21 protein-coding genes and 2 riboswitches are annotated in these 24,305 nt (G+C 70.5%); of the genes, 11 read left to right on the plus strand and 10 right to left on the minus strand.

The window, feature by feature from the left end; translation table 11 throughout:
* Positions 1 to 635: 635 nt before the first annotated feature.
* Complete coding sequence (locus ACFYYF_RS13665; RefSeq protein WP_388774918.1) at positions 636 to 1,100, plus strand: hypothetical protein; 465 nt, start codon at positions 636 to 638, stop codon at positions 1,098 to 1,100.
* A 108-nt stretch (positions 1,101 to 1,208) separates the two neighbouring features.
* On the opposite strand, the gene ACFYYF_RS13670 is transcribed toward ACFYYF_RS13665, so the two are convergent.
* Positions 1,209 to 1,601, minus strand: a complete 393-nt coding sequence (locus tag ACFYYF_RS13670) for a (2Fe-2S) ferredoxin domain-containing protein (protein WP_388774921.1) — start codon at positions 1,599 to 1,601, stop codon at positions 1,209 to 1,211.
* Positions 1,602 to 1,837: 236 nt separating this feature from the next.
* A riboswitch (cobalamin riboswitch) is annotated at positions 1,838 to 2,015 on the minus strand.
* Positions 2,016 to 2,188: 173 nt separating this feature from the next.
* A riboswitch (cobalamin riboswitch) is annotated at positions 2,189 to 2,413 on the plus strand.
* Between the two features lie 165 nt (positions 2,414 to 2,578).
* Here ACFYYF_RS13670 and metE point away from each other — a divergent pair.
* On the plus strand, positions 2,579 to 4,897 hold the full coding sequence (gene metE / locus ACFYYF_RS13675) for a 5-methyltetrahydropteroyltriglutamate--homocysteine S-methyltransferase (protein WP_388774924.1): 2,319 nt from the start codon (positions 2,579 to 2,581) through the stop codon (positions 4,895 to 4,897).
* Positions 4,898 to 5,057: 160 nt separating this feature from the next.
* On the opposite strand, the gene ACFYYF_RS13680 is transcribed toward metE, so the two are convergent.
* On the minus strand, positions 5,058 to 5,699 hold the full coding sequence (locus tag ACFYYF_RS13680) for a superoxide dismutase (protein ID WP_351672255.1): 642 nt from the start codon (positions 5,697 to 5,699) through the stop codon (positions 5,058 to 5,060).
* Positions 5,700 to 5,913: 214 nt separating this feature from the next.
* Positions 5,914 to 8,634 (minus strand): lectin, encoded by a 2,721-nt coding sequence (locus ACFYYF_RS13685; protein WP_388774926.1) that lies wholly within the window; start codon positions 8,632 to 8,634, stop codon positions 5,914 to 5,916.
* A gap of 498 nt (positions 8,635 to 9,132) precedes the next feature.
* Here ACFYYF_RS13685 and ACFYYF_RS13690 point away from each other — a divergent pair, with 498 nt between their 5' ends.
* Together ACFYYF_RS13690 and ACFYYF_RS13695 are read left to right on the plus strand one after the other, a co-directional pair.
* On the plus strand, positions 9,133 to 9,312 hold the full coding sequence (locus ACFYYF_RS13690) for a DUF6480 family protein (RefSeq protein WP_361693163.1): 180 nt from the start codon (positions 9,133 to 9,135) through the stop codon (positions 9,310 to 9,312).
* 333 nt (positions 9,313 to 9,645) lie between these two features.
* The gene (locus ACFYYF_RS13695; RefSeq protein WP_388774929.1) at positions 9,646 to 10,359 is read left to right on the plus strand and encodes a TetR/AcrR family transcriptional regulator; all 714 of its coding nucleotides are present in this window, start codon (positions 9,646 to 9,648) and stop codon (positions 10,357 to 10,359) included.
* A gap of 255 nt (positions 10,360 to 10,614) precedes the next feature.
* Here ACFYYF_RS13695 and ACFYYF_RS13700 read toward each other — a convergent pair whose 3' ends face one another.
* The gene (locus ACFYYF_RS13700) at positions 10,615 to 11,379 is read right to left on the minus strand and encodes an SDR family NAD(P)-dependent oxidoreductase (protein WP_388774931.1); all 765 of its coding nucleotides are present in this window, start codon (positions 11,377 to 11,379) and stop codon (positions 10,615 to 10,617) included.
* 242 nt (positions 11,380 to 11,621) lie between these two features.
* Here ACFYYF_RS13700 and ACFYYF_RS13705 point away from each other — a divergent pair, with 242 nt between their 5' ends.
* Both ACFYYF_RS13705 and ACFYYF_RS13710 read left to right on the plus strand, forming a co-directional pair.
* Positions 11,622 to 12,245 (plus strand): TetR/AcrR family transcriptional regulator, encoded by a 624-nt coding sequence (locus tag ACFYYF_RS13705; RefSeq protein WP_388774933.1) that lies wholly within the window; start codon positions 11,622 to 11,624, stop codon positions 12,243 to 12,245.
* A gap of 79 nt (positions 12,246 to 12,324) precedes the next feature.
* A complete protein-coding gene (locus ACFYYF_RS13710) occupies positions 12,325 to 12,888 on the plus strand; it encodes a CGNR zinc finger domain-containing protein (protein ID WP_388774935.1) in 564 nt (187 codons plus the stop codon).
* 93 nt (positions 12,889 to 12,981) lie between these two features.
* Here the strand turns inward: ACFYYF_RS13710 and ACFYYF_RS13715 are convergent, their stop codons facing one another.
* The 4 genes from ACFYYF_RS13715 to ACFYYF_RS13730 form a co-directional block, all read right to left on the minus strand.
* On the minus strand, positions 12,982 to 13,353 hold the full coding sequence (locus ACFYYF_RS13715; RefSeq protein WP_388774938.1) for a YybH family protein: 372 nt from the start codon (positions 13,351 to 13,353) through the stop codon (positions 12,982 to 12,984).
* An 87-nt stretch (positions 13,354 to 13,440) separates the two neighbouring features.
* The gene (locus tag ACFYYF_RS13720; RefSeq protein ID WP_388774940.1) at positions 13,441 to 13,734 is read right to left on the minus strand and encodes a muconolactone Delta-isomerase family protein; all 294 of its coding nucleotides are present in this window, start codon (positions 13,732 to 13,734) and stop codon (positions 13,441 to 13,443) included.
* 199 nt (positions 13,735 to 13,933) lie between these two features.
* Positions 13,934 to 14,548 carry an NAD(P)H:quinone oxidoreductase gene (wrbA, locus tag ACFYYF_RS13725; RefSeq protein WP_361693177.1) on the minus strand — a complete coding sequence of 205 codons (615 nt, stop codon included), beginning with the start codon at positions 14,546 to 14,548 and terminating at the stop codon, positions 13,934 to 13,936.
* Between the two features lie 232 nt (positions 14,549 to 14,780).
* Positions 14,781 to 15,359, minus strand: coding sequence for a TetR family transcriptional regulator C-terminal domain-containing protein (locus tag ACFYYF_RS13730; protein WP_388774943.1), 579 nt, complete (start codon positions 15,357 to 15,359; stop codon positions 14,781 to 14,783).
* A gap of 447 nt (positions 15,360 to 15,806) precedes the next feature.
* On the opposite strand from ACFYYF_RS13730, the gene ACFYYF_RS13735 reads away from it, so the two are divergent.
* Positions 15,807 to 16,823: an alcohol dehydrogenase catalytic domain-containing protein gene (locus ACFYYF_RS13735; protein ID WP_388774946.1), complete on the plus strand. Its 1,017-nt coding sequence runs from the start codon at positions 15,807 to 15,809 to the stop codon at positions 16,821 to 16,823.
* A 191-nt stretch (positions 16,824 to 17,014) separates the two neighbouring features.
* Complete coding sequence (locus ACFYYF_RS13740) at positions 17,015 to 17,728, plus strand: SDR family NAD(P)-dependent oxidoreductase (RefSeq protein WP_388774948.1); 714 nt, start codon at positions 17,015 to 17,017, stop codon at positions 17,726 to 17,728.
* 142 nt (positions 17,729 to 17,870) lie between these two features.
* Here the strand turns inward: ACFYYF_RS13740 and ACFYYF_RS13745 are convergent, their stop codons facing one another.
* Both ACFYYF_RS13745 and ACFYYF_RS13750 read right to left on the minus strand, forming a co-directional pair.
* Positions 17,871 to 18,062, minus strand: coding sequence for a hypothetical protein (locus tag ACFYYF_RS13745; RefSeq protein WP_361693185.1), 192 nt, complete (start codon positions 18,060 to 18,062; stop codon positions 17,871 to 17,873).
* Positions 18,063 to 18,210: 148 nt separating this feature from the next.
* Positions 18,211 to 19,296 carry a DUF5937 family protein gene (locus ACFYYF_RS13750; RefSeq protein ID WP_388774950.1) on the minus strand — a complete coding sequence of 362 codons (1,086 nt, stop codon included), beginning with the start codon at positions 19,294 to 19,296 and terminating at the stop codon, positions 18,211 to 18,213.
* A gap of 100 nt (positions 19,297 to 19,396) precedes the next feature.
* Between ACFYYF_RS13750 and ACFYYF_RS13755 the strand changes: the two genes are divergently transcribed.
* From ACFYYF_RS13755 to ACFYYF_RS13765, 3 genes are all read left to right on the plus strand, one after another.
* Positions 19,397 to 20,674: an MFS transporter gene (locus ACFYYF_RS13755; protein ID WP_388774953.1), complete on the plus strand. Its 1,278-nt coding sequence runs from the start codon at positions 19,397 to 19,399 to the stop codon at positions 20,672 to 20,674.
* A 567-nt stretch (positions 20,675 to 21,241) separates the two neighbouring features.
* Positions 21,242 to 22,654: an alpha/beta fold hydrolase gene (locus tag ACFYYF_RS13760; RefSeq protein ID WP_388774956.1), complete on the plus strand. Its 1,413-nt coding sequence runs from the start codon at positions 21,242 to 21,244 to the stop codon at positions 22,652 to 22,654.
* Complete coding sequence (locus ACFYYF_RS13765) at positions 22,651 to 24,246, plus strand: alpha/beta fold hydrolase (protein ID WP_388774959.1); 1,596 nt, start codon at positions 22,651 to 22,653, stop codon at positions 24,244 to 24,246. The genes ACFYYF_RS13760 and ACFYYF_RS13765 overlap by 4 nt, the downstream gene beginning before the upstream one ends.
* Positions 24,247 to 24,305 lie beyond the last annotated feature (59 nt).

Below are 24,305 nucleotides of genomic sequence, written 5' to 3' on the forward strand. Positions count from 1 at the left end.
GTCTGGATGCGAATGGATTGACGGATCGTCACCCATCGTGGGACTGGCTCCTGGACCAATGCCGGGGGCGGGTTCGGGCCGGATCTCCGCGGGCGGCCGTGGCGCGCCAAGGGTAACGGACCGTGATGAGGGACGTCCCTGTCCGGCGTCGGCGATGTCAGCCGTGGATGTCGTCCTGGGCGTCCTGTACCCCGCTGTTCCCGCGGACGCAAGGCCGGCACGCGGCTGTTCTCGCTCAGCTCCGTGGCATGCCGCCGCCTTGATCCGCCGGGCGACACGCCCGCGAACCCCCGTCCACCCACACCAGCCCGGTCTGCAAACCTCGTGGAAGGGTAGACGATCACGAAACGCCGGGTTCAGACGCGCGCGGGAGGACATCACCATGGTGACGAGCCGGGCCGAAGCCCGCGTCAAGCACCCGCGGCACGAACGCCGCGGCGAACCCCGACTGCCGGGAGTCGTCGCCACGCTCATCGCCATCACCCTGTACCTGGCCCTGCCGCAGCAGCTCCTGATCGCACCACGCTATGTACTGCCCTCTTTGGAACTACTGCTCCTGGTACCGCTGATCGCGATCAACCCCCAAGAGGCTCACCCGGCAGACCGCCACCTTCAGGTTCCACTCGCTGGCTCTCGTGCTCGTCATCGTGGCCAGCAATCTCACCGCGCTCGGCATCCTCATCCACGAGCTGGTCCATGCCGAGGTGAAGGACGGCCGGTCCTTGCTGGTGGCCGCTCTGCAGGTATGGCTCACCAACATCATCGCTTTCGGCCTCGCCTACTGGGAACTGGACCGTGGCGGTCCGGTGGCACGTACGCAACTCCGCCGCGACGAGCTGCCGCTGGCGGACTTCCGCTTCTCTCAGGACGAGAACGACGACGCGGTGGAAGAGGTCGCCGATGGCGCCAGCATCACCTCTGACTGGGTGCCCGATCTCGTGGACTACCTGTACGTGTCCGTGACGAACTCCACCGCCTTCAGCCCGACCGACACAATGCCCCTGTCCACCCGTGCGAAATTGCTGATGAGCGTTCAGAGCGTCGCCGCGCTCCTGACCTCCCTCCTGGTCATTGCCCGTGCCGTCAGCATCCTGCACTGACCGGTGGACCACCAGAAGGACCGGCGAGACACACCCGGCTAAGCGTTCCGTGCCCGGCTCGCCCGGGCGACCTCCACTCCCCAACGCGCGCGCTGCCGGCCCTCGCGCTCATCGCGCCCTCCGGGGCGGAGTGAAGACGTAGAGGTCGAGGATGTCGGGGCAGGGGGCGACGCCAGGTCCGCCGGCTCGTACCCAGGCGGCGATGTCCTCGGTAGCGTCGAGGTCGTTGACGAGGCCGAGCCAGACCGGGCGGGCGCCCGCGGCGCGTGCGGCCGTGGAGGGCTGGACGACGATCACGTTGGCGTGTTCGCACACGTCGAGGCAGGCCGCGATCCGCACGGGTGCCTGCTCGGCCAGCCGCGCGGTCTGCTGAGCGTGATCCACTCCGGTGACCTTCGGGCTTCCGCAGCAGCAGTCCCGGCAGACGACGATCCGGCACGGTGCCGGTTCGGCAGGGGTGCGCAACGCGGGACCGTCGTCGGGTCGCTGTCGAGACGTCATGTCACGCACCGAACCGCTCGCGTTCGGCAACGTCGCAGTGGCCGTTGCCGATGCCGGCGGTCGAAGGGAACGATGCGGCGACGGACTTCGCGACGCCCTCGGTGTCGCGCTTCGAGCCCCTGCGGGCCGAGGGCGACAGGGCTGATGTGAGAGAAGGGGAAACAGCACGGAGCACGGGCATGCCTGCCTCGGTGTCGGGGCTCGTACGCGGAGCCTGGCCTGCGGACGTTCCTTCGCGCGGGCGCGGAGGTGCCAGCAGGTCTTCGGACTCGGGTTCATCCGGACGGGACGCCTTCCCGGTCTCCCAGTGGCTCGCGTGCCCCGCCCGTTCCCCTCACCGCTGCGCGTCAGTTCCGGATTCTCACCGGATTCCCTGGCCTCGGATGTGGCTCGACTGGCCCGAGGAGGCTATCAAGCTTGCCGACCGTCAGTTCGTGGAACGGTCAGGAGTTCCCGACGAACGGGCCTGCGTCCTTGTCGATCCACGGGGACTTCCCGCCATGGCCACTCCCCCGCGTGCCCTTCGCGTGTTCGACCTCACCATCCGGATGACAGATGCGATCGGCCGCGCGAGTGCTTTGCCCCCTAGGCTGTGCAGTGCAGCTGGTTCGCCCCGTCCGCCAGACGGGATGCGTCGCAAGAGGGAACCCGGTGGGAATCCGGGACTGCCCCGCAGCGGTGAGCGGGAACGACCGCCGTCATACGCACTGGATCCGACGTACCGGGTCTGGGAAGCGACGGCCAGTAGGTGTCCTCCGGTCGGGAGGGCGTGCCCGCGAGTCCGAAGACCTGCCAACTGCCCGTACGCGAACCACTCGCGCACGGACATTCCGGTGACCTCGTGGGCGGGTCGGCGTACATACCAGGCGGACGGCGGCGCTCCATGGCGTGCGGCCGGTCTCCGTCCGGTTCGTCACCCTTCGCGCTCTCGTCCCGTCTCCGGGATCTCAGGGATTCATCTCGCGAAGGAGATCTCCGTGACCACCAAGCCCGCGGCCACGCCCGCACGGGCCACCTTGTACGGCTACCCCCGGCAGGGGCAGCACCGGGAACTGAAGAAGGCGATCGAGGGGTACTGGAAGGGCCGGGTCACCGCCGACGCCCTCCGCGACACCGCTGCCGAACTGCGCCGCGCCCACTGGCGGCAGCTGGCAGGAGCCGGCATCGACGAGCTCCCCACCGGCGACTTCTCCCTCTACGACCACGTCCTCGACACCACGGTCATGGTCGGCGCGATCCCCGGGCGCCACCGGGAAGCCGTCGACGGTGATCCTCTCGACGGGTACTTCGCCATGGCCCGCGGCACCCAGGACGTGGCACCCCTGGAGATGACCAAGTGGTTCGACACCAACTACCACTACCTCGTCCCGGAACTGGGGCCGGAGACCGTCTTCTCGGCCGACTCCACCAAGCAGGTCACGGAGCTGCGCGAAGCCCTGGCCCTGGGAGCGGCGGCCCGCCCCGTGCTCGTCGGTCCGGTCACCTATCTGCTGCTCGCCAAGCCGGCCCCCGACGTGGCTGCCGACTTCGACCCGCTCACCCTGCTCGACCGGCTGCTCCCGGTGTACGCGGAGGTCCTCGCCGACCTGCGCGCGGCGGGCGCTGAATGGGCGCAGCTCGACGAGCCCGCCCTCGTCCAGGACCGCACCCCCGCAGAGTTGAAGGCGGCCGAGCGCGCCTACCGGGTTCTCGGCACCCTCTCCGACCGGCCCAAGCTCCTGGTGGCCTCCTACTTCGACCGGCTCGGCGAAGCCCTGCCGGTCCTCGCCAAGGCCCCGGTCGAAGGTCTCGCGCTGGACTTCACCGGCGCCGCGGCCGCCAACCTGGACGCGCTGGCCGCCGTCGGCGGACTGCCCGGCAAACGCCTGGTCGCCGGCGTGGTCGACGGGCGCAACATCTGGATCAACGATCTGGCCAAGTCGCTGGCCACGCTCGGCACCCTGCTCGGCCTGGCCGACCGGGTCGACGTGGCCGCCTCCTGCTCCCTCCTCCACGTCCCCCTCGACGCGTCCGCCGAACGGGACATCGAGCCGCAGGTCCTGCGCTGGCTCGCCTTCGCCCGGCAGAAGAGCGCCGAAATCGTCACCCTCGCCAAGGGGTTGGGCCGCGGCACCGACACCATCACGGCCGAACTCGCCGCGAACCGAGCCGACCTGGCCTCGCGCGCGCACTCCGCCATCACCCGCGATCCCGCCGTACGGGCCCGCACCGAGGCCGTCACCGCGGCCGACGCGCGACGCTCCCAGCCCTACGCCGAACGGGCCGCGGCCCAGCGCACCCACCTGGGCCTGCCGCTGCTCCCCACCACGACCATCGGCTCGTTCCCGCAGACAGGCGAACTGCGCACCGCCCGCGCCGATCTGCGGACCGGGCGTATCGGCACGGCCGGCTACGAGGAGCGCATCAAGTCCGAGATCCGGGAGGTGATCTCCTTCCAGGAGAAGACCGGCCTGGACGTCCTCGTGCACGGCGAGGCCGAACGCAACGACATGGTCCAGTACTTCGCCGAGCAGCTGACGGGATACCTGGCCACGCAGCATGGCTGGGTGCAGTCCTACGGCACGCGCTATGTCCGTCCGCCGATCCTGGCCGGTGACATCTCCCGCCCCGAGCCGATGACGGTGCGCTGGACGACGTACGCCCAGTCCCTCACCACCAAGCCGGTCAAGGGCATGCTCACCGGACCGGTCACCATGCTCGCCTGGTCCTTCGTCCGCGACGACCAGCCGCTCGGCGACACCGCCCGGCAGGTCGCCCTCGCGCTGCGCGAGGAGGTGAACGACCTCGAGGCGTCCGGGACTTCGGTCATCCAGGTCGACGAACCCGCACTGCGCGAAACCCTCCCGCTGCGCTCCTCCGGCCGGCCCGCCTACCTGGCCTGGGCCACCGAGGCGTTCCGTCTCACCACCGCGGGTGTCCGGCCGGACACCCAGATCCACACGCACATGTGCTACGCCGAGTTCGGGGACGTCGTCCAGGCCATCGACGATCTCGACGCCGACGTCATCAGTCTCGAAGCCGCCCGCTCGCACATGCAGGTCGCCCGTGAACTCGCCGCGCACGGTTACCCGCGCGAGGCCGGACCCGGCGTGTACGACATCCACTCGCCGCGCGTCCCGAGCAGTGCGGAAGCCGCCGAACTGCTGCGTTCGGGGCTGAGGGCCATCCCCGCCGAGCGGTTGTGGGTCAACCCCGACTGCGGTCTGAAGACCCGCGGCTGGCCCGAGACCCGCGCCTCGCTGGAGAACCTGGTCGCCGCCGCCCGCACCGTCCGTGAGGAACTCTCCGGCCGCTGACCCCGGCCCCGAGACGGAAGGGCTCCCACACGTCATGTCCGTGTGGGAGCCCTTCCGTCGTACCGCCTGCGGGTGAAGGTTGAGAAGACGATCACGAGCAGGACGTCCGCGCGGACGCGGCCGGGGACGCGCTCACGGCGTCACGCCGCGCCCGCCGTGCTCACGGTGCGAGCAGCAGGCTGTCGCCGCGCTCCTTGGCCGCTGCGTAACGCCGGGCCACGTCCTGCCAGTTGACGACGGCCCACATCGCGTCGATGAAGTCGACCTTCTGGTTCTTGTACTGGAGGTAGAAGGCGTGCTCCCAGGCGTCGAAGACGAGGATCGGGGTCGAGCCCTGACCCACGTTGCCCTGGTGGTCGTAGACCTGCTCGACGATCAGCCGCCCGCTCAGGGGCTCGTACGCGAGCACACCCCAGCCCGAACCCTGCGTGGTCGCGGAGGCCTTGGTGAGCTGGGCCTTGAAACCGGCGAAGGAGCCGAAGGACTCGGTGATGGCGTCCGCGAGGTCGCCGACACCGTCCGCCGCGAGCGGCTCGCCACCGCCGTCGCCGGTCATGTTGTGCCAGTAGATGCTGTGAAGGATGTGACCCGAGAGGTGGAAGGCCAGATTCTTCTCGAGGCCGTTGATCGAGCCCCACTGCTCCTTGTCGCGGGCCTCCGCGAGCTGCTCCAGGGTGTCGTTCGCGCCCTTGACGTACGCCGCGTGGTGCTTGTCGTGGTGCAGCTCGACGATCTGCGGGTTGATGACCGGTTCGAGCGCCGCGTAGTCGTACGGAAGCTCCGGGAGCGTGTAAACCGCCATGTCCAACGTCCTCCGACGTTATTGCGAGTGATATGCAACTGCACATTAACAGCAGGAACTGATGATTGCCGATCAGGCACCGCGGTTGACGCACTCCGGTGCGGCGAAACTCGGGGAGGGTGCAGGCTCCAGTGGACGGCGTGCCGTGGGCCCCGACCGGGAGGCCGGGGCCCACGGGTTCCGCGCCGGCTCACTCGGCGTGCCGGCCGGTGGGTCAGGTCGGCAGTTTCCAGTTCTGGGCGGCGGTGCCGTTGCAGGTGTAGAGCTGGAGCTGGGTGCCGGTCGTCGTCGTGGAGTTGGGGTCGTCCAGGCACAGTCTGGACTGGGGGTTGATCAGCGAACCGTTGGCGCCCGCGGTCCACTGCTGGGCTCCGGTGCCGTTGCACGTCCAGAGCTGGATCAGGGTGCCGTTGGTGGTCCCGCTGTGGTCGACGTCCAGGCATTTGCCGAGCGTCCGGACCGTTCCGTCACCGGCGACGATCCAGTCCTGGGCGTACGTGCTGTTGCAGGTCCAGATCTGGACGTGATTGCCGTCGGTGGTGGAGGAACTCGAGTCGTCCACGCACAGGTTCGACGCCACCGCGGAGGTGATGGCGCCGATACGGGGCGAGGCCGGGGCCGTGGTGTCACCGGCGTAGGAGGGCGGAGCGGCGGACGCGGCCGTCGCCCAGGAGGTGTTGGCGGCGGTGCCGAGCGTGTAGGTCAGGGTGCCGCCGGCGGTGATCGCCGACGTGGGGGCGTAGGCGTTGTTCCAGGCGGAGCCGTTCCAGGTCGCGGACTGCACGTAGGGGGCGTTGTCGGCGGCGCCGTTCCCGTTGATCGTCAGCGTCTTGCCCGACGGAAGCGTGATCACGGCCTGGGTGAACAGCGCTGAGCCCAGGGCGAGATCGGCGGTTCCCGGGGTCTCGGGGAACATGCCGAGGGCGGACCACACGTACCACGCGCTCATCGCGCCGAGGTCGTCGTTGCCGTCGGCCAGACCGCCGGGGGTGTTCGACCAGATCTGCTGCTGGATCGCCCGGACGGTGCCCTGGGTCTTGTAGGGCTGCCCGATGTAGTCGTACTCCCAGGGCAGTTCGATGCTGGGTTCGTTGCCGACCCACGCGTACCCCTTGTCGCCCGTGTAGCTGCGCAGCACGGTGTCCAGGTAGTGGGCCATCGCCGTGTTGCCGCCCTTGGCGCGCGCGAGGCCGCCGACGTTGAACGGGACCATCCCGGTGTAGATCCAGGAGTCGGCCTCGACCATGTCGGTTCCGCTGGTGGGGTCGAAGCCGCCGGTCCAGGATCCGCTCGCGTTGCGCGGCTCGACGAAGCCGGAAGCGGGGTTGAGCACGTTGCGCCAGCCCTGGGCACGGTTGGCGTACGTCTTCTGGTTGCCGGTGTCGCCGAGAGCTCCGGCCATCGCGGAGATCGCGAAGTCGGCGGTGTTGTACTCCAGCGTGGTGGCCACGGGGCCGTAGAAGTTGCAGCAGCCGTAACTGCCGTCGTGCGGCATGTATCCAGGTGAGTTCAGGTAGTTCAGGCCCGGTCGGTCGTTGTTGGCCGTGCTCGCCTGTTTCACCATGTCGGCGAGGGCGGTCGTGGTGTCGAAGTCCCTGGCTCCGAAGGCGTAGTAGTCGGCGATGATGGCGTCCGCCGGGTCGCCGACCATCACATAGGACTCGCCGTTGTTCTCGGACCACTTGGGGAAGAGCCCGGTCTGGGCGTAGTCGTCGACCATCGACTGTGCCGTGTCCGAGGCGACTTGGGGCGCGACTAGAGCTTCGAGCTGGGCCTGCGAACGGTAGATGTCCCAGCCGGAGTAGTTGGCGTAGGCCGCCTTGTGACCGGCGTCGACGGTGTGGGTCCTGCCGTCGAAGCCGAAGTACTGGCCGTTGGTGTCGCTGATGACGTTCGGGTGCAGCAGCGAGTGATAGAGCGCGGTGTAGAAGATCTGCTGCTGTGCGGCTGTTCCGCCGGCGATCTGAATCTTGCCCAGCGCGCTGTTCCAGGCGTCCTGTGCCGCGGTGCGGGTCGCGTTGAAGTCCCACCCCGTGTTCTCCGCGGCCCGGTTGGCCGCCGCGTTGGCCACCGACACGTACGAGATGCCGACCTTGGCCTGCACCACCGGATTGCCGGTGGTGTTGAAGGTGACGTAGCCGTTGGACGCGGCAACGCCGGGAGCGGCGCTGTCCTTGGCAGCCTTCGGTGTCGCGGCCGCGGGCATTTTGCCGTGCAGTACGGGCTTGTTGGGCTTCTCGGCCGCGTTCTTGGACGCGGTGCGGGGCTTCGCGGGGGTGACCGCGGACGTCTTGGCGAGCGAGGTTCCCTGCGAGGCGAACGGCTGGTCGAAGACCATGTCGAAGTACACCGTGTACGTGTTGCCCGCGCCGCAGAAGTGACCACTGGTGACCTGGCCGCTCACCTCGGTGTTCGAGACCTTCGTGAACTGCGTCGACGTGGCGCCGTTCTGACTGCCCGTGAGTTTGAAGATCAGGTTGGCCTGGGCGGTCGAGGGGAAGGTGAAGCGTGCCATGCCGCTGCGCGTCGTCGTGGTCAGTTCGGTGGTCACCTGGTTGTTGAGCGCGACCTTGTACGAACCGGCCGACGCCGACTCGTTGGCGTGCGAGAAGGCGTCCGTGGCTCCGGTGTTCACGGTGCCGACCGTGGGCAGCACCGGTATGTCGCCGGCCGCGCCGCAGCCCGGACCTGCGATGTGGGTGAGGCTGAAGCCGGTGATGGACGAGTCGTTGTACTCGTAGCCGCCGCCGGGGGGCCGCGACGTCGTGTCCGGGCTCCACTGCACCATGCCGAACGGCACATCGGCCCCGGGAAAGTCGTTGGCCTCGTTCGACGTGCCGATGAACGGGTTGACCACAGTGGCCGGGGACGCGACGAGCGCGGCCTTCCCGGCGGCCCACGCGGGTGTGCACAGCCCCGCCACGGCCAGGGCCATGGCCGCGCATAAGCCGATCGCGGCGGTTCCGGGGGGTCTCGACCATCTTGTCACGGGGTCTCTCCTCTACTCGGGAGCGGGAGCTGAGCTGAGCTGGATGACTGACAACGTTGTCTTCGTGCGAGGCGCGACAGAGGAGCGGCGAAATTGGGTTAGACAACGTTGTCGCGTCGTCGAGATGGGGCATCCGGCGATGCGAACGCAGGAGCGGGGCCCCTGGGCCGCGAGCACCTGGGGGCGGACGAGAACTGTCCGTGAAGCTAGCCACAGGGCAGGGTCATGTCAACGATTCGCGCAAGGGGCCCCGATTCCCGATGCGTCGCCCTCCGGGCCCCTTCCACAGGCACGGCAATGCCCGGGCCTCCCGGAAGCCGCGATGGGAGGCCCGGACCGGCGCCGCGCAGGGGTGCGCCGTTCTGCAAACAGCTCCGCCCGCGAGCGGAGAATGCCGACCTGTACGAAGATGCGCAGCCCGTCGATCGGACGGACCGTGGAGAGATGACACATCCACTCGTACCCCCAGGTGAGACGCCCCCCGTCGAGGGATCCATCGCTGAAGCGCATCACGAGAGGCCCGACGGAGGGATTTGGGAACACCCTTATCTGTGGCTCGCGTTCATCGTCGTGGGCTCAGTGATCGTCGCCGGATATTTCGTGGCGCGGATCAGCGGATTCTGAGCCGGGCGGCCGCGCGACGTTCAACGAGCGGAGCGGTGACAGGCGCTCCGCCGACAGCTTGTGTCGCCTCGCGACGAGCCCGCACCGGCGCGAGTCCGTGCGCGGGCCGACGGCGACAACACCGCCCGATGCACCCGTCCGATGCGCCGCATGGCGGCGGGTCGTCGATGCAGGACGTGGCGAACTCCTCGACTGAGGACGCCCTGGGCCGCCGCGGCCCAGCCACGCACGGTGTGGTTCAACGGGCAGCGTGCTCCGCACTGGCGCGGTCCGACGAAGGGCAGCGTTCGCTTCGGCGAGGACGTCGAGTTCACCACCTGCTTCGCCTGCCTCATGTACCCGATCACCATCAGCGGCGGGACGGCGTCGCCCCACGGCGTAGCCGTTCGCGTGAAGGTCGGGCTCTGCCGTAGCCTCGTCACCGGAACCAGTTCCGTTTACGGTGGCGTGGAGGGGGTCGGATTGACCGGCGACGAGGGGGACGTGCCGCGGACCCACAGGCCGTTGCGGGCCGACGCCCGGCGCAACGAGGACCGACTGCTGGAGGCGGCGGCGATCGCCTTCGACCGCGACGGCATGAGCGCTTCGGTCAAGGACATCGCCCGAGCGGCCGGCGTCGGGGTCGGCACGCTCTATCGCCGGTTCCCCTCCAAGGAACTGCTGGTCGCGGCCATCTACCGGCTGGAAGTCCAGCGGCTGTGCGAGGCGGCGCCGCGTCTTGCGGCCGAGCAGCCCCCCGTGGACGCGTTGCGTGCGTGGATGGAGCGATTCATCGACTTCATGGCGGCCAAGGAGGGCATGGCCGACGTGCTGCGCGCGGTGCTGACGGACGACAGCGAGAAGCTCGAGACCCGGGCGATGCTCTCCGAGGCCATCGACCACCTGCTCACGCCGGTCCAGGGTCCGTCGGCGGCACGGCCGGACGTCAAGGCCCAGGACGTGCTCATGGCGCTGGGCGGAATCAGCTTGATGGCCGGCGCCGAGAAGCAGCGCGCACTGGCCACCCGCCTCATCGACCTGCTCCTGCACGGCATCGTGAAGGACTGACGCGGCCCGGCCGCCCACGAAGGGGGATCACAGCCGAGCCCCCGGCCCGCCACCGTGCCCGGACACCGGCGCACACCGGCGGACACCAGGAGATCCGAGGGCCGTCACCGGATCCGCTCGTCGACTCGCGGCAGACTCTCCGCGCACCTTCTCTGCGCGCCAGATTCTCGTCGGCCGTCACGAAGGCGCGCGCTCCGTGACCCGGTCAGCCGTCACGAGACCTCTCCCCTGCCGGCGCCGAGGACCCGTCGGCTGTCACCACGTCTGCTCGGCGGCGCGTACGAGGATCTCGTTGACGGCGACCCGACGGTCCCGCGTGACGATGTACGCGACCGCGTCGGCGATGTCCTCCGGACGCAGCAGCTCCAGCCCCTCCACCTGCCGCTCGACCGCTTCCCGCGCGCCGGCACGAAGGTGCGAGCTCAGCTCGGTGTCCACCGTTCCGGGCTCGACCACGCTCACCCGGACCCGCTTCCGCATGACCTCCTGTCGCAGAGCCTCGGTGAATCCGTTGACGCCGAACTTCGTGAGGTTGTAGACCGCCGTCCCCGGCCGCGCCACCCGGCCCGCGGTGGAGCTGATGTTGACCAGGTCGGCCACCTTGCGGGGCGAGTCCTCCGCCGCACGCAGCAGATGCGGCACAGCCGCGTGCGTCACGTACAGCAAGCCCCGTACGTTGATCTCGATCATCCGCTCCCACTCGTCGAGCGGGGAGTCCTCCACCGGACCGACACCCATCGTCCCGGCATTGTTGACGACGGTGTCCAGCCGGCCCAGTTGCGACACCACGTCCTCGACGGCCGCCGCCGCCTGCCGCTGATCGGTGATGTCCGCCTCCGCCACGTACGCAACCCGTGCCTCGGCGCTGAGTTCGTCCGCAAGCTCTTCCAGCCGCTCACGGCGCCGCCCCAGGAGGGCCACCGCCGCACCCTCCACGGCGAGGGCTCGCGCCGTCGCGGCACCGATGCCGCTGCTCGCTCCGGTCACCAGGGCCACCGTGTCCTGCAGTCGTCCAGCCATCTCAGCCTCGCCCTCTTCCTCTTCCTCCGCGTGGCTCCACCCGTGCGGCTCCGGAACCGACGTCACATGTGGAACCCGTTCCGCTTAACATCGTAAGCGGAACCAATTCCGCTTACAAGCACGCTCAAGGCGTAGCGCCGGACGGCCGGCTCGGCACCCGGCGAAGCCACGCCGCCCCACCCCGGGCGCCAACACGACGGCGAGGCCCTCTCGAAGTAGTCGATCGGTCGTATACTTGCGGTATGGGACGGACGAGCGACGCCAAGAACAAGATCCTTTCCGCGGCTCACACACTGTTCGAGCAGCGCGGATACTCGGCGCTGGGCGTCGCCGAGATCTGCAAGGCGGCCGGTGTCCCCAAGGGGAGCTTCTACTACTTCTTCGACTCGAAGGAGACCCTGGCGCTCGCCGTGATCGACGAACACTGGGCGACCGAGCGGCGCGACTGGGAGCGCATCCTGCGCGGCGACGGCACCCCGCTGGATCGGCTGCGAGCCCTGTTCGAGGCGACGGAGGCGACTCAGCAGACCGCACAGGAGAGCTGCGGAACCGTCGTCGGCTGCATGCTCGGAAATCTCTCACTGGAGATGAGCAACCAGGCCGACGCCGTACGCGGTCGCCTTCAGGAGATCTTCGAGGACCAGGTGGACATGGTCGACGGGCTGATCGTCGAGGCCCAGGAGCGTGGCGACGTGGGCGCCCTCGACACGCGCGATGCCGCTCAGTCGATGGTGGCTCAGCTCGAGGGGCAGGTGCTGTTCGCGAAGCTGTACAACAATCCGTCCCGGCTGAACCGGCTCTGGCCGAGCTGCCTGGCCCTGCTGGGCGTCCGCGAATCCGAGGCGTCGGCGTCGGTCCGCGCCTGACGAACCACGAGGCCGAGCCGCCCGGCCCGGCGCGGCGGGCGTGTTGCCCGCGCCATGAGTCACCTGCCAGAATGGTGACGTGAATCACGAGCATGCCTTCGTCTGCGGCAACCCGGCACTCGACTTCGCCGCGACGCTGCGCGCACGGCGCACGCTCCGTGTCGAGATGTTCTCCACGCCGGACCGGCTGGACGCCTGGTTCGTGGAGTCGGGGCTCGTCGACACCGTCGTACCCGCGGACGATGACGACGTGGAGCACGCCAAGGCGTTGCGGGAGGCCGTCTACGCACTCGTCACGGCCCGCCGCCTCGAGCGGCAGTACGACGAGGCGGCGCTGGACATCCTGAACCTCGCCGCGCGCAAGGCTCCCGCGACGCCGCAGCTCACCCCGACCGGACGCAGCACGGAGGCGACCGCGCAGCAGGCGCTGTCCACCCTGGCCCGGTGCGCCGTCGAACTCCTCAGCGGTCCGGACGTGCCCCTGTTGAAGGAGTGCGAGAACCCGGAGTGCACGCGGATCTACGTCGACCGTTCCCGGGGCACTCGCCGGCAGTGGTGCGGCATGGAGTCCTGCGGCAACAGGTTCAAGGCCGCCGCGTATCGCGCCCGGAAGAAGAGCGCTCCGTCAACAGCCTCCGGCTGAAGGGTAGTTACCGCAAACGCGAGGGGACGAGCCGGTGCGTCATGCGCTACGCACCGGCTCGCCTCCGCTGTGCCGTCCGGTCGCCCCTTCGGGTCAGTCGCGCCGGGCGACCTGGTAGTGGCCGATGAGCCACTCCCCGTCGAGGCGCCGGAGCACGACGCCGAGGGTGACCGGAACCGTCGGCCTGTCGGTGAACGAGAAGTCCACGCTCAGGTAGCCGAGCAGCACGCCCTCCGCGAGTGCGCGCGTCTCGAGGATCTCGTACTCCGCCACCATTCCGAGCGGCTGGGAGTCGTAGTACCGGGCGACGCCGGGACGTCCGACGCTGTAGGGGTGCAGCCCCTGGAAGATCGCGTCCTCGGTGAATGCCGCGGCCACGTCCTCGGGCCGATGCCCGTCGACCGCCGCCTTCCATCGATCCATCACATCGCGCAGGACCGATCGCTGCGCCTCGATGCTCTCCATCATCAGCTCCTCACTGGGCGGACATGTGCTCGACGGCGGCCGCCCCCGCCGCGCGGACGGTGCCCATGGGTCGCCGGACCGGGCGGCTCAGGCCGTCCGGCCCGGGTCGTTGGGGTGTGATTCCAGCGGGGTGATCACCGCTGTCATCCAGGGCCACAGCGGGAGGCTCCCGAGAACCTTCTCGCGCAGCTCCGGCTCGTCCTCGGCACACCAGATCCCGACACTGCGCAGCTCACCCACCGGACGCCAGAGCCGGAACAGGTTCCCCTGGGCCGCCAGTTCCCTGGCCCGTACGGATTCGGCGGCGCGTCGTCGGTCGACCTCCGCCTGCTCGGTGCCGTCGGGCACCTTGGTGGTCAGCTCGACCAGGTATTCCTTCATGACCTATGCCTCCACGGATCGATCCGGTGGGCCACGACCGACCGTCGCCCACCGGCAGATTGTTCGGCGTTCACGGGCCGAGGACCGTCCGGCGCGCTCCACGCGTGCGGGATCCGACCGGATGGCCCGGCGTCCGGGCGGCGCCGCACGCCCGCGGGACGGCCTCCGTGCGGTGCCCCGAGGGCTCGCGGCTCGGGCGTCAGGCGGCCGCCTTGATGACGCCGGCGACCTTGACCACGCGCTCGGCCTGTATCCGGGCGGCGGTGCGGGTGACCTCGCCCACCGGCAGGGAGCCCTGGCCGTCGACGTGAGAGGTGCCGTAGGGGTTGCCGTCGACGAACTTGCTCGGGTCGGTGAAGCCCGGGGTGACGGTGATGCCGCCGAAGTGGTGGATGGATGTGTAGAGGGAGAGGAGGGTCGCCTCCTGGCCTGCGTGCGCCGTGGCGCTGGAGGCGAAGCCGCTGTAGACCTTGTCGGCGAGCTTCCCCTCGGCCCACAGGCCGCCCAGCGTGTCGATGAACTGCTTGAGCTGGGCGGACACGTTGCCGAAGCGGGTCGGCGTACCGAAGATCACGGCGTCCGCCCACGCGACGTCCTCGGCGGTGGCCTCGGGCACCCCCGCGGTGGCCGACTGGTTGGCGGCCCAGGCGGGATTCGAGTCGATGGCGGCCTGGGGAGCGAGCTCGGCGACCTTGAGCAGCCGGACCTCGGCACCCGCCTTGAGGCCCGCGTCGTGCAGTTCCTTGGCGATCTCGCTGATCGTTCCGGTGGACGAGTAGTAGATGACGGCGAGCTTGACGGGGGTGGTGTCCATGGACGTTGCTCCATTCGAGGGTGCGACCGGTTTTGTCGACCGGTCGTCTATCTGGATTTAAAGTAGACGACCGGTCGTCTAGCGTCAAATGCTGTGGCCGTGACATACGAGACACCCCCGCTCACCGTCCCGAGGGCAGCCGGTGCGGCCGGATCGAGTTACCCGCAGGGGTGCCGCGTCGGGCCAGGACCGACTGGGCGCGACTGCGGCCCGACCGCCATGACGGACGAGATCAGCCAGGGCGCAGGATCACACCGAAGACGGTGGCGAAGAAGGCTTCCACAGCCGCGTCCGACTTCTCGGCCCGCGTCACGATGAGCGCGCCTTCCCACGCGCTGAGGATGAACAACGCCACGGCTCGCGCATCCAGGTCGCCGGCCAGGTCGCCCGAAGCCTGGGCCTCGGCGAGCACCCGGCGGATCAGCTCCGCCCATTGGTCGAACCCCTGCTTGAGCGCGGCCCGGATGACCTCGTTGTGGTCGGCGACCTCGGCACCGAAGTTGCCGACCATGCATCCACGGACGAATCCGTGCTCCACTGTGTCCTTGCTCAGGAACTCGAAGTGCGCGCGAAGTCTGTCCAGCGGAGGGTGACCCGGGCTCGTGAGCATCTCGAAGCGCAGGGTGGCCTCGTACCGGCTCAACGCCTCCAGGGCGCTCTCCTCCTTGCTGGAGAAGTGGTTGTAGAACGACCCCTTGGGCACACCGGCGGCCTTGACGATGTCACTGATGCCGGTGGCGTTGAAGCCCTGCGCGTGAAACTGCCGGAAGGCCGCCTCCGCGATCTCCTCCCGCTTGGACGCTCGCCCCATCCTGCCCGCCTTCTCTCTTGCACCTTCGGATGCCTCGGCGAGCTCGGCCCTCCGGCGCGCCGCCACGACAGATCACACCGTCCGGGTCGATGACCCAGGTCAGCCCCGGTCGAGATGACCGGCCATATTTTATTTCAACAACTCCGTGCCGGTCCCCTTGGCGGGACGCCGGGCACCCTTGAGGGCCGCCCCCCCCTGCCGCCCGGCAGCCATGCACACCGCAGGGCGCCTGCCGCGCAGTCGACGTCGGCGTCGGTAGCAGGAGCGCGCGCGATCACGGCATGGAAGGGTTGGGAGCAACGCCCGACCGGCGCGCGATGGGTTAGTCTCATTTTAAGACGACCGGTCATTTTGACCGTCGATTGCCCTGCTCGAGTCGGCGATCCCGGACAGGGGACACCGCCCGACCCCGTCCCCGCAGGGCCACCACCACACCGAGGAGCACGCATGTCCACCTACCGGGCCTTCGAGGCCACCGGCACCCACAACCTCCGGCTCGTTGAGCGCGAGCTGATCGATCCCGCTCCCGGCCACGTACGGCTGCGGGTGGAGGCCTGCGGCGTCTGCCACACCGACGTGCTGGCCGTGGAGGGGCTGCGCGCCGACCCGTCGAGGCCGATCGTCCCGGGACACGAGATCGTCGGGGTCGTCGACGCCGTCGGAACCGGCGTGACGGCCTGGCGGCCCGGCGACCGCGCCGGTGTCGGATTCCTGAACGGTCAGTGCTGGGAATGCGAGTCGTGCCGCCGCGGCGACTTCGTGAACTGCAGCAACCAGGAGCAGACGGGGACCACGATCGACGGCGGCTACGCGGAGGTGGTCTACGCCCGCTCCAGTGGACTGGTGCGGCTACCGGAAAGCCTTTCGGCGATCGACGCGGCTCCTCTGCTGTGCGCCGGCCTCACCACCTTCACCGCCCTCCAGCAGGGGCGGGCCAGGGCCGGCGCGCTGGTCGCCGTGCAGGGCATCGGCGGCCTCGGGCATCTGGCCCTGCAGTACGCGCGCAGCCTCGGCCACCGGGTCGCCGCCGTGGCGCGGGGGACGGAGAAGGAGGCGTACGCACGGCAGCTGGGAGCCGACGAGTACATCGACAGCGACAGCACCGACCCCGGGGCCGCCCTGAGCGAGCTGGGCGGCGCCTCCGTCATCGTCGCCACCTCGTCCAGCGGCTCCTCGATGAACCCGTTGGTCCGCGGCCTGGCCCCGAACGGCAGGCTCGTCGTGGTCGGCGCCACACCCGACCCGATGACCGTGGCCACCACCGACCTGATCTTCGGAACCCGGTCCATCACCGGCAACCTGACGGGTTCGTCCATCGAGAACGAGGACAACCTCGCGTTCGCCCTGGCCCACGACATTCACCCCAGCGTTGAGGTCATGCCGTTCACCGGCGCCCTGGAAGCCTACGAGCGCATGCTGTCGGGCAAGGCCCGCTTCCGTGTCGTACTCGACGTCACGTCCTGAGGCATCCACGGAACCGGCCGGTGCCGCCGCGTCCCGGGCAGCCCCACCGGTCCGGCAGGTCCAGCGGACCCGACCGGCGAAGCCATCACCCCCGGCCCCGCACAGGCGTGTTCGCAAATTGTCGACCGGTCGTCTATCTTCGAATGCAAGCGGCGCACGCCGAAAGCAGAGCACCCCCGGAGAGCATCACCATGAGCACACCTGACCAGAAGGTCGCCGTCATCACCGGCGCGTCCCAGGGCATCGGCGCCGGCCTGGTCGACGGGTACCGCAAGCTCGGCTACGCCGTCGTGGCCACCTCCCGGAGCATCGCCCCCTCCGACGACCCGGACGTCCTGACCGTTCAGGGCGACGCAGCCGACCCCGCGACCGCCGAACGGGTCGTGAGCGCCGCGATCGAGCGCTTCGGCCGCGTCGACACCCTGGTCAACAACGCCGGAGTCTTCCTTTCCAAGCCCTTCCACGAGTACACGCAGACCGACTACGACCAGGTCACCGGCGTGAACGTGGCCGGCTTCTTCCGCATCACCCAGCTGGCCGTCGAGCAGATGCTGCGCCAGGGCGGCGGGCACGTCGTCCAGGTCACCACCAGCCTGGTCGATCACGCGAGTTCGGAGGTGCCCTCGGTGCTGGCGTCGCTGACGAAGGGCGGCCTCCAGTCGGCCACGAAGGCGTTGGCCATCGAGTACGCGAGCCGGGGCATCCGGAGCAACGCGGTGTCCCTCGGCATCATCAAGACGCCCATGCACCCGGTCGAGCACCACGAAACGCTGGACGCCATGCACCCGGTGGGACGCATGGGCGAAGTCCAGGACGTCGTGGACGCCGTCGTCTACCTGGAGAACGCCCCGTTCGTCACCGGCGAGATTCTGCACGTCGACGGCGGACAGAGCGCCGGTCACTGACCCGCATGCCGAAGCCCGGGACCCCGCTTCGGCGGTTTCCCGGGCTTCGACAGGTGTACGGGGACATCGGACCGGGCCCGGCGCGGACGCGCGGGCCCGGGGTCGGACCCCGAAGCGCCGGCGCGAGGCTGCGCCGGAACCCTCACAGCCCCAGGTCGAGCGCGACGCAGGAGAAGTGGTTCCAGGAGGCTTCCGGGTTGTACGAGGCGATCCCGGAACCGTTCGGCTCGGCTTCCTTCTCCTCGACCATCGCGTCGAACGGTATGCGCTCCGGCAGCTTGCCGAACCGCGCCTGCCGTGCCGCCGCCGCGTCCGTCGCCGTCTCAGTCTCCACGGTGGCTCCCTCTCCGTCGTAGCGAACCGGCCCACCGGGCTCGATGGAACAAGGCTCCACCGACCCGCGTCACCTGTCAAGGAGGTGACGATCGGGTTCGCGTCACATGCCCGCCCGGGCGGCCCGCGTCGGCGGCGGCCCGAGCCGCTCAGCGCAGTACGGCCGCCAGCAAGTCGGCTCCCAGCGTGGTCAGGTCGGGCAGGTTGAGGCTGTAGCGGACGTAGCGTCCCTGGCGCCGGGAGGTCAGCAGGCCGGCCCGCCGGAGGACGGCGAGGTGGCGGGAGACCTCGGGTGGAGTGAGTTCCCAGGCGTGGGCCAGCTCGCGGGTGGTGTGCGGGCCACGGGCCAGCGTGCGCAGCAGCCGGAGCCGCACCGGATGACCGAGCGCCTCCAGCCGCAGGGTGACCGTCTCCAGGGACACCGGTTCGGACGGATGCGGCTCGGCCACGGGATACTGCACCACGGGCTGCCAGCCACGTGCGTGAACCACCGCCAGGTGCGGGCTGCCGAACACGCTGGGAATGAAGGTGACTCCGGTGTCGTGGGCGGTGGTCGCCTTGTCCTGGACCTTGTCCACCACGATGCACCGGCCGTCCGGCGCCAGGGTGATCGCGCCGGACACGGACGCGAGCGTCGCCTCCAGGCCCTGGCGCCGCAACAGGTCGTGCTTCAGGCGCAGATCGGTGGCGAGGCGCACGGCGGCATCCGTCCACGCCGTGTCGAAGAACGCCTCGGCGCACTGTTCGAGCGTGTCACGTACCCGTGCCCGCACCGCGGCGGGATCCGCGAGCAGCCGTTCCGCGAAGGCCTCCTGGCGGACGCCCCGTGCCTGGGCGACGTCCAGCGCCCGCTCCCGCGCGCCCTCGTCGGTGAGCGGTGAAGGCGCCCCGAAGTACAGCCGGTTGCTGCCGCAGGTGGTGACGAGCGCGGCGGTCACATAGGTCTCGTCGTCGATGCGGTCCACGTCGTTCAGTTCCTCGGCGAGGGTCGCCCGAGGTCTGGCGGGGAGCAGGAAGTCGGCCTGCGAGGAACGCCACAGGAAGTCCGCCTCCCGAAGCCGCTCGGCCAGTTCGGGCCGCATCGCGGCCCACACCGTGCCGGCCCAGTCGGCCAGTTGTGGATGGTGTCCGGGTTCGGCCAGCACGTGCAGCATCGCGGTCAGCTCGGCCAGTGGGGACGCGGCGAAGCGCAGGCGCTCGTACGGCAGGCCGCTGATGTCGATCCTCAACGTCACCTCCTCAGGATCCCCGACGAAGGGAGCGACGACCTCGCCGGTTGACGATCCCCGTCAACTCGCGTGCCCAACAGCCCGCGCCGACCCCCCTCTTGACGTCATGGCAATCATCGACAAGACCAGGTACCGCGGCCTCGTCCGCGCCTCAGGAGGCCCCCGCTACGCCGTCGCCCTGGCCGTGGACGCGCTGGGCACCGGCCTGTTGCGTCCCTTCCTGCTCCTGTACGGGGTGACGGTGTCGAAGCTGTCGGCACCGGTCACGGGGGCCGCCATGACGGTCGGTGTCGTCGCAGGTCTGCTGTGCACGCCCGCGGTGGGCCGGTGGCTGGACCGGGGAGCGCGCAGCACGGTCGTCGCGGCCTCGATGCTGGTGCGCGTGCTCGGTGTCGTCCTGCTCCTGGCCAACTCGGCCGGGTACGCGTGGCTGTTCGCGACGGCGGCCCTGTTCCTCGGCATCGGCAATCAGGCCTGGCCGGTCGCGCACGCCGCGCTCGTGGCCACGGTCTCCCACGGCCGGGAACGTGACGCCGCGCTGGCCGCGGGCCGGGCTCTGCGCAACGCCGGTCTCGGCGCGGGCGCGCTCGTCGCCACCGCGTGCCTGGCGGGCGGTGTCGAGGCGTTGCGGGCACTGGCGGTCGTCACCGGACTCGCCTATCTCCTCGCGGCGGCGCTGGCACGGTCGGTCCGCGTTCACGCGCGGCCGGCCACCGCTCGCACCGAGGACCAAAAGCCCGAGCCCGTACCCCGGATGCGCGCGCTGCTGGCCGCCAACGTCGTCTACGTCTTCTGCCTCAACGTCCCCGAGATCGCGCTCCCTCTGATCCTCGTGACACAGATGCACGCGTCCCCCGTCTGGTCGGCCGCCGTCTTCGTGGCCAACACGGTGCTGGTGGTCGCTCTGCAGGTTCCGGTCACCGTCTTCCTGTCCCGTTTCCCCCGGCGAGCGGTTCTGGCGCTCGGCGGCGTGGTGCTCGCCGTGTCGTACCTCGGCTTCCTCGCGGCCGCTTCCCTGGGGCCCGGCCGGGGTGCCCCGGCGGTCGCGGCGGTGTCCGTGGTCTGCACGGTCGGCGAGATCGTCTACGCGGGCAGCTCGACCGCGCTCGTCACCGCACTCGCCCCGGACCGGGGACTGGGACGCGTCCTCGCCCGTTTCCAGCTCTCCACGGGGTTCGGTCTCGCCGTCTCCCCCGCGGTGATCACCGCACTCGCGCCGCACGGGCCCGCCGCCCTCTGGGGCAGCCTCTCGGCCGCGACGCTTCTCGCCGCCGGTGCCGTGGTCACCGAGCAGGACCGGGAGCCGACGAGCGGTGGTCTCGTGGCGTCCACGCGTCCGCGAACGGCGCTCTCGATCAAGGACTGCTCCGAGTGGAGCCCATGAGTGGTGGACGTCCGGCCACGCGCTCAGGCTGGCCCACGTGGTGCCCGCCCGCAGCAGGCGGTGGCGGGCGGAGCCCTGCCCCGCGCCGCGACATCGGCGTGGCCGGGGACGTCAGAGAAACGGGATCGCATGAGGGAACAGCGCATCAGAACAGGCTGTCCGCCGACCGTTCGCGGAAGCGCCGAAGGCAAGGGCGCGAGGAACGGCAGCGCCGGCAACCGCGGAAACGGCGGGAGGCGAAGCAGCGGGACTGACGGCAACGACGGGAGTCGGAACGCAGGGCGCGACGGCGGCGGCAGCGGCAGCCGGAGCGACGGGCATGGCCACGGCTCCATCGGGAACGGTGACGGCGGTGACCGTCGCGAGGGCGGCGGCCGCCTCCGCCGCTCCGGGGCCGAACCGGGCCGGACCCCGTACGGTTCCGCGCGGCGCCGCTCCCGGCCGGCCCGCACCCGGGTGGCCGTCGCCGCCGCGGGCCTCGCCCTTCTCGGCGTCCTCGCCCCGACCCCCGGCCACGCCGCGGCGGCCCCCGCGAGCGGGCCGCGGCCTGGCGCGCCCGGACGATTCGTGCCCGGCCCGTGCCCCGAGACGCCCGAGCCGGTCCCCGGGCGGTGCGGTGTCCTGGAGGTTCCCGAGAACCGCTCCCGCCCCGGCGGGCGGACGATCAGGCTGGCCGTCGCGATCATCCCGGCCGTCTCGCCGAGGCCGTCCGAGGATCCGGTCGTTTTCATGGCCGGCGGTCCCGGGGGCGACGCGTTCGGCGACATGCCGTTCGTGATCGGCGCGGGCGTGAACCGAGACCGCGATCTGATCGTCATGACCCAGCGCGGGACGCTCTACGCGCAGCCGAACCTCGCGTGCCCGGAGATCGACCGCTTCTACGCCGAGGCCGTCGGACTGCGCTACGACGCACCGTCGACCGGACGGCGCCTGGTGCGCGCGACCAAACAGTGCCGGAACCGTCTCGCGGGCGAGGGCGTCGACCTGAGCGCCTACAACACCACCGAGAACGCGGCCGACTTCGCCGACCTGCGCAAGGCGCTCGGCATCCGCCGGTGGAACGTGTACGGGTACTCCTACGGCACGGACCTGGGTCTCACCTACCTCCGCCGCCACCCCCAGGGCATCCGTTCGCTGGCGATCGACTCGGTCGTACCTCCCCAGATCGTCAGCCTGCCGTGGACCTGGGACAGCGCCCAGGAAGGCATCAACACCGTCTTCGCCGCGTGCGCGGCCCAGCCGGCGTGCAGGCAGCGCTACCCGAACCTCTCACGCACGCTGACCCAGCAGGTCCGGCGCCTGGAGGCACACCCGCTGACGGTGACGGCGGAGCCTCCCGCGGGAGGCACGCCGGTCAGGGTCGTCCTCGACGGGGGCGCGCTCGTCAACCTGCTCGTCGCCAACGCCGTCCCGGCCGTCGACGTGCCCGCGGCGCTCGACGAACTCGCCCACGGCAACCCGGAGCGCTTCGCCCGGGCACGGGCCGCCGGCGCGACCCCCGTCATCGGCGAGTTCGCGCACGGTCTCACGCAGTCCATCGCCTGCAGCGAGTGGGTGCCGGGCTACTCGCAGGCCGACCTGCTGGCGGCCGGCCGCCGGGCCTTCCCCGGATGGCCCGACTCGGTCCTGGCCCAGGCACCCCAGCTCCCCTTCCAGCACGAGGCGTGCCGCGTCTGGAACGTCCCGGACCGTACCGCGGTCCAGCGGGTGACCACCGTCAGCAACGTGCCGTCGCTCGTGCTGTCGGGCACCTTCGACGCGAAGACGGGGGCCCGCTGGGGCGCGTACGCGGCCCGCACACTGTCCCGCTCGACCACCGTGCTGATTCCCGGAATCGGCCACTGGGTGGTCCCGCAGTCGCCGTGCGCGGCGAGCGTCCTGACCTCGTTCCTCACGCGCCCCAACGCGCCCGACACCGGCTGTGTCGCGGGCCTGACGCCGAAACCGTTCACCATCGTCCCCGTCCTGGAGAACTCATGACGTCCATCCGTCCGCCGCGCCGTCGCAGCACCGCGCGGCGGCTCCCCGCCGCGCTGGCGGGGGCCACCACGGCCGGCCTCCTGGTCGCCGGCCTCGCCGCGACCCCCGCCGAGGCCGGGTCCGGCGCCACGACGACTCCGGGCACGGTCGCCCGGACAGCCGGCCACTCCCGCTTCGTGCCGGGCCCCTGCCCACGGACCGCGGACCCCGTCCCCGCCCTCGAAGGGGCGAACTGCGGCACGCTCACCGTGCCGGAGAACCGCTCCCGCCCCCGAGGGCGCAAGATCACCCTCTCCGTCGCCATCGTGCCGGCCGCCACCCGCAGGCACGCGCCCGATCCGATCGTGTGGTTCGCGGGCGGGCCCGGCGACGACGCCGCTTCCGAGGCCCAGCTGGCGGTCGACGGCGGACTGAACCGCGACCGGGACGTCATCTTCATGTCCCAGCGAGGGACCTACTCCGCCGACCCGGTGCTCACCTGCCCGAACATCGACGAGTTCAACGCCCGCGCCGTCGGCCTGGTCTTCGACGCCCCCTCCACCGGACGTCTGCACGTCCGGGCGACGCGGACCTGCCGCGACCAGCTGGTGCGGCGCACCAAGGACCTCGGCGCCTACAACACCACCGAGAGCGCCGCGGACTACGCCGACCTGCGCGTCGCGCTGGGCATCAGGCTCTGGAACGTGTTCGGCATCTCCTACGGCACCGACCTGGCCCTCACCTACCTGCGCACGCACCCGCAGGGTCTGCGCTCCGTCGGTATCGACGGCGTGCTGCCGCCGTCCCTGGCCGGGGGCGCGGTGACCTGGAAGGCCGCGCGCGAGGGCTTCGACGGTCTGTTCGCGGCCTGCGCGCAGCAGCCCGCGTGCAACGAGCGCTATCCCCATCTGTCGAGGACCTTCCAGAGCCTGGTGAGCAGGCTCGAAGCCCATCCGGTGACCACCCACGTCACCGTCCCCGGACAGCCCGGGCCGGTGAAGGTCGTCATCGACGGCGGCACGCTGGTGACCTGGCTGACCTCCGCCACGCACCTGGCGTCCGGAGTGCCCCGCTCCATCGACGAGTTGGCGCACGGCAACCCGCAGCGGATCGCCGAGCAGTGGGCCGGGGGCAAGCTCAGCCCGCAGGCCGTCGGCCGGGTCGCGCACGGGCTCGCCTACGGCGTCTTCTGCGGCGAGTGGACGCCGTACGAGACCCAGGCCGAGGTCATCCGGGCGGGACGGCGCGTGTTCCCCACGTTCCCCCGCTCCGTCCTCGCCAACGCGCCGCAGCTCCCGTTCCTGCACGACGACTGCCGTGCCTGGAACGTCCCCGCGCAGCCGCGTGCCGTCCGCAGCGTGGTGCGCAGTGACATCCCCACCCTGGTCATGTCGGCGAGCTTCGACGCGCAGACCGCGCCGAGCAACGGCCCCTACGTGGCCCGCACCCTGCGCCGCGCCACCACCGTGACCGTCCCGTACGTCGCCCACGTCGCCTTCGCCGAATCCCCCTGCGCGCAGTCGATCACCCAGTCGTTCTTCGACGCGCCGACGGCGGCGGACACGTCCTGTCTCGCGGGCCTCCAGCCTCCGCGGTTCGAGATCGCGCCCTAGCGGGCCACCCACCACCTCCCCATCGGGGGACCGGGGCGGGCGAGCTGCCGGGAGATCCG

The sequence above is a fragment of the Streptomyces sp. NPDC001914 genome, from assembly GCF_042891215.1.
Lineage (GTDB): Bacteria > Actinomycetota > Actinomycetes > Streptomycetales > Streptomycetaceae > Streptomyces.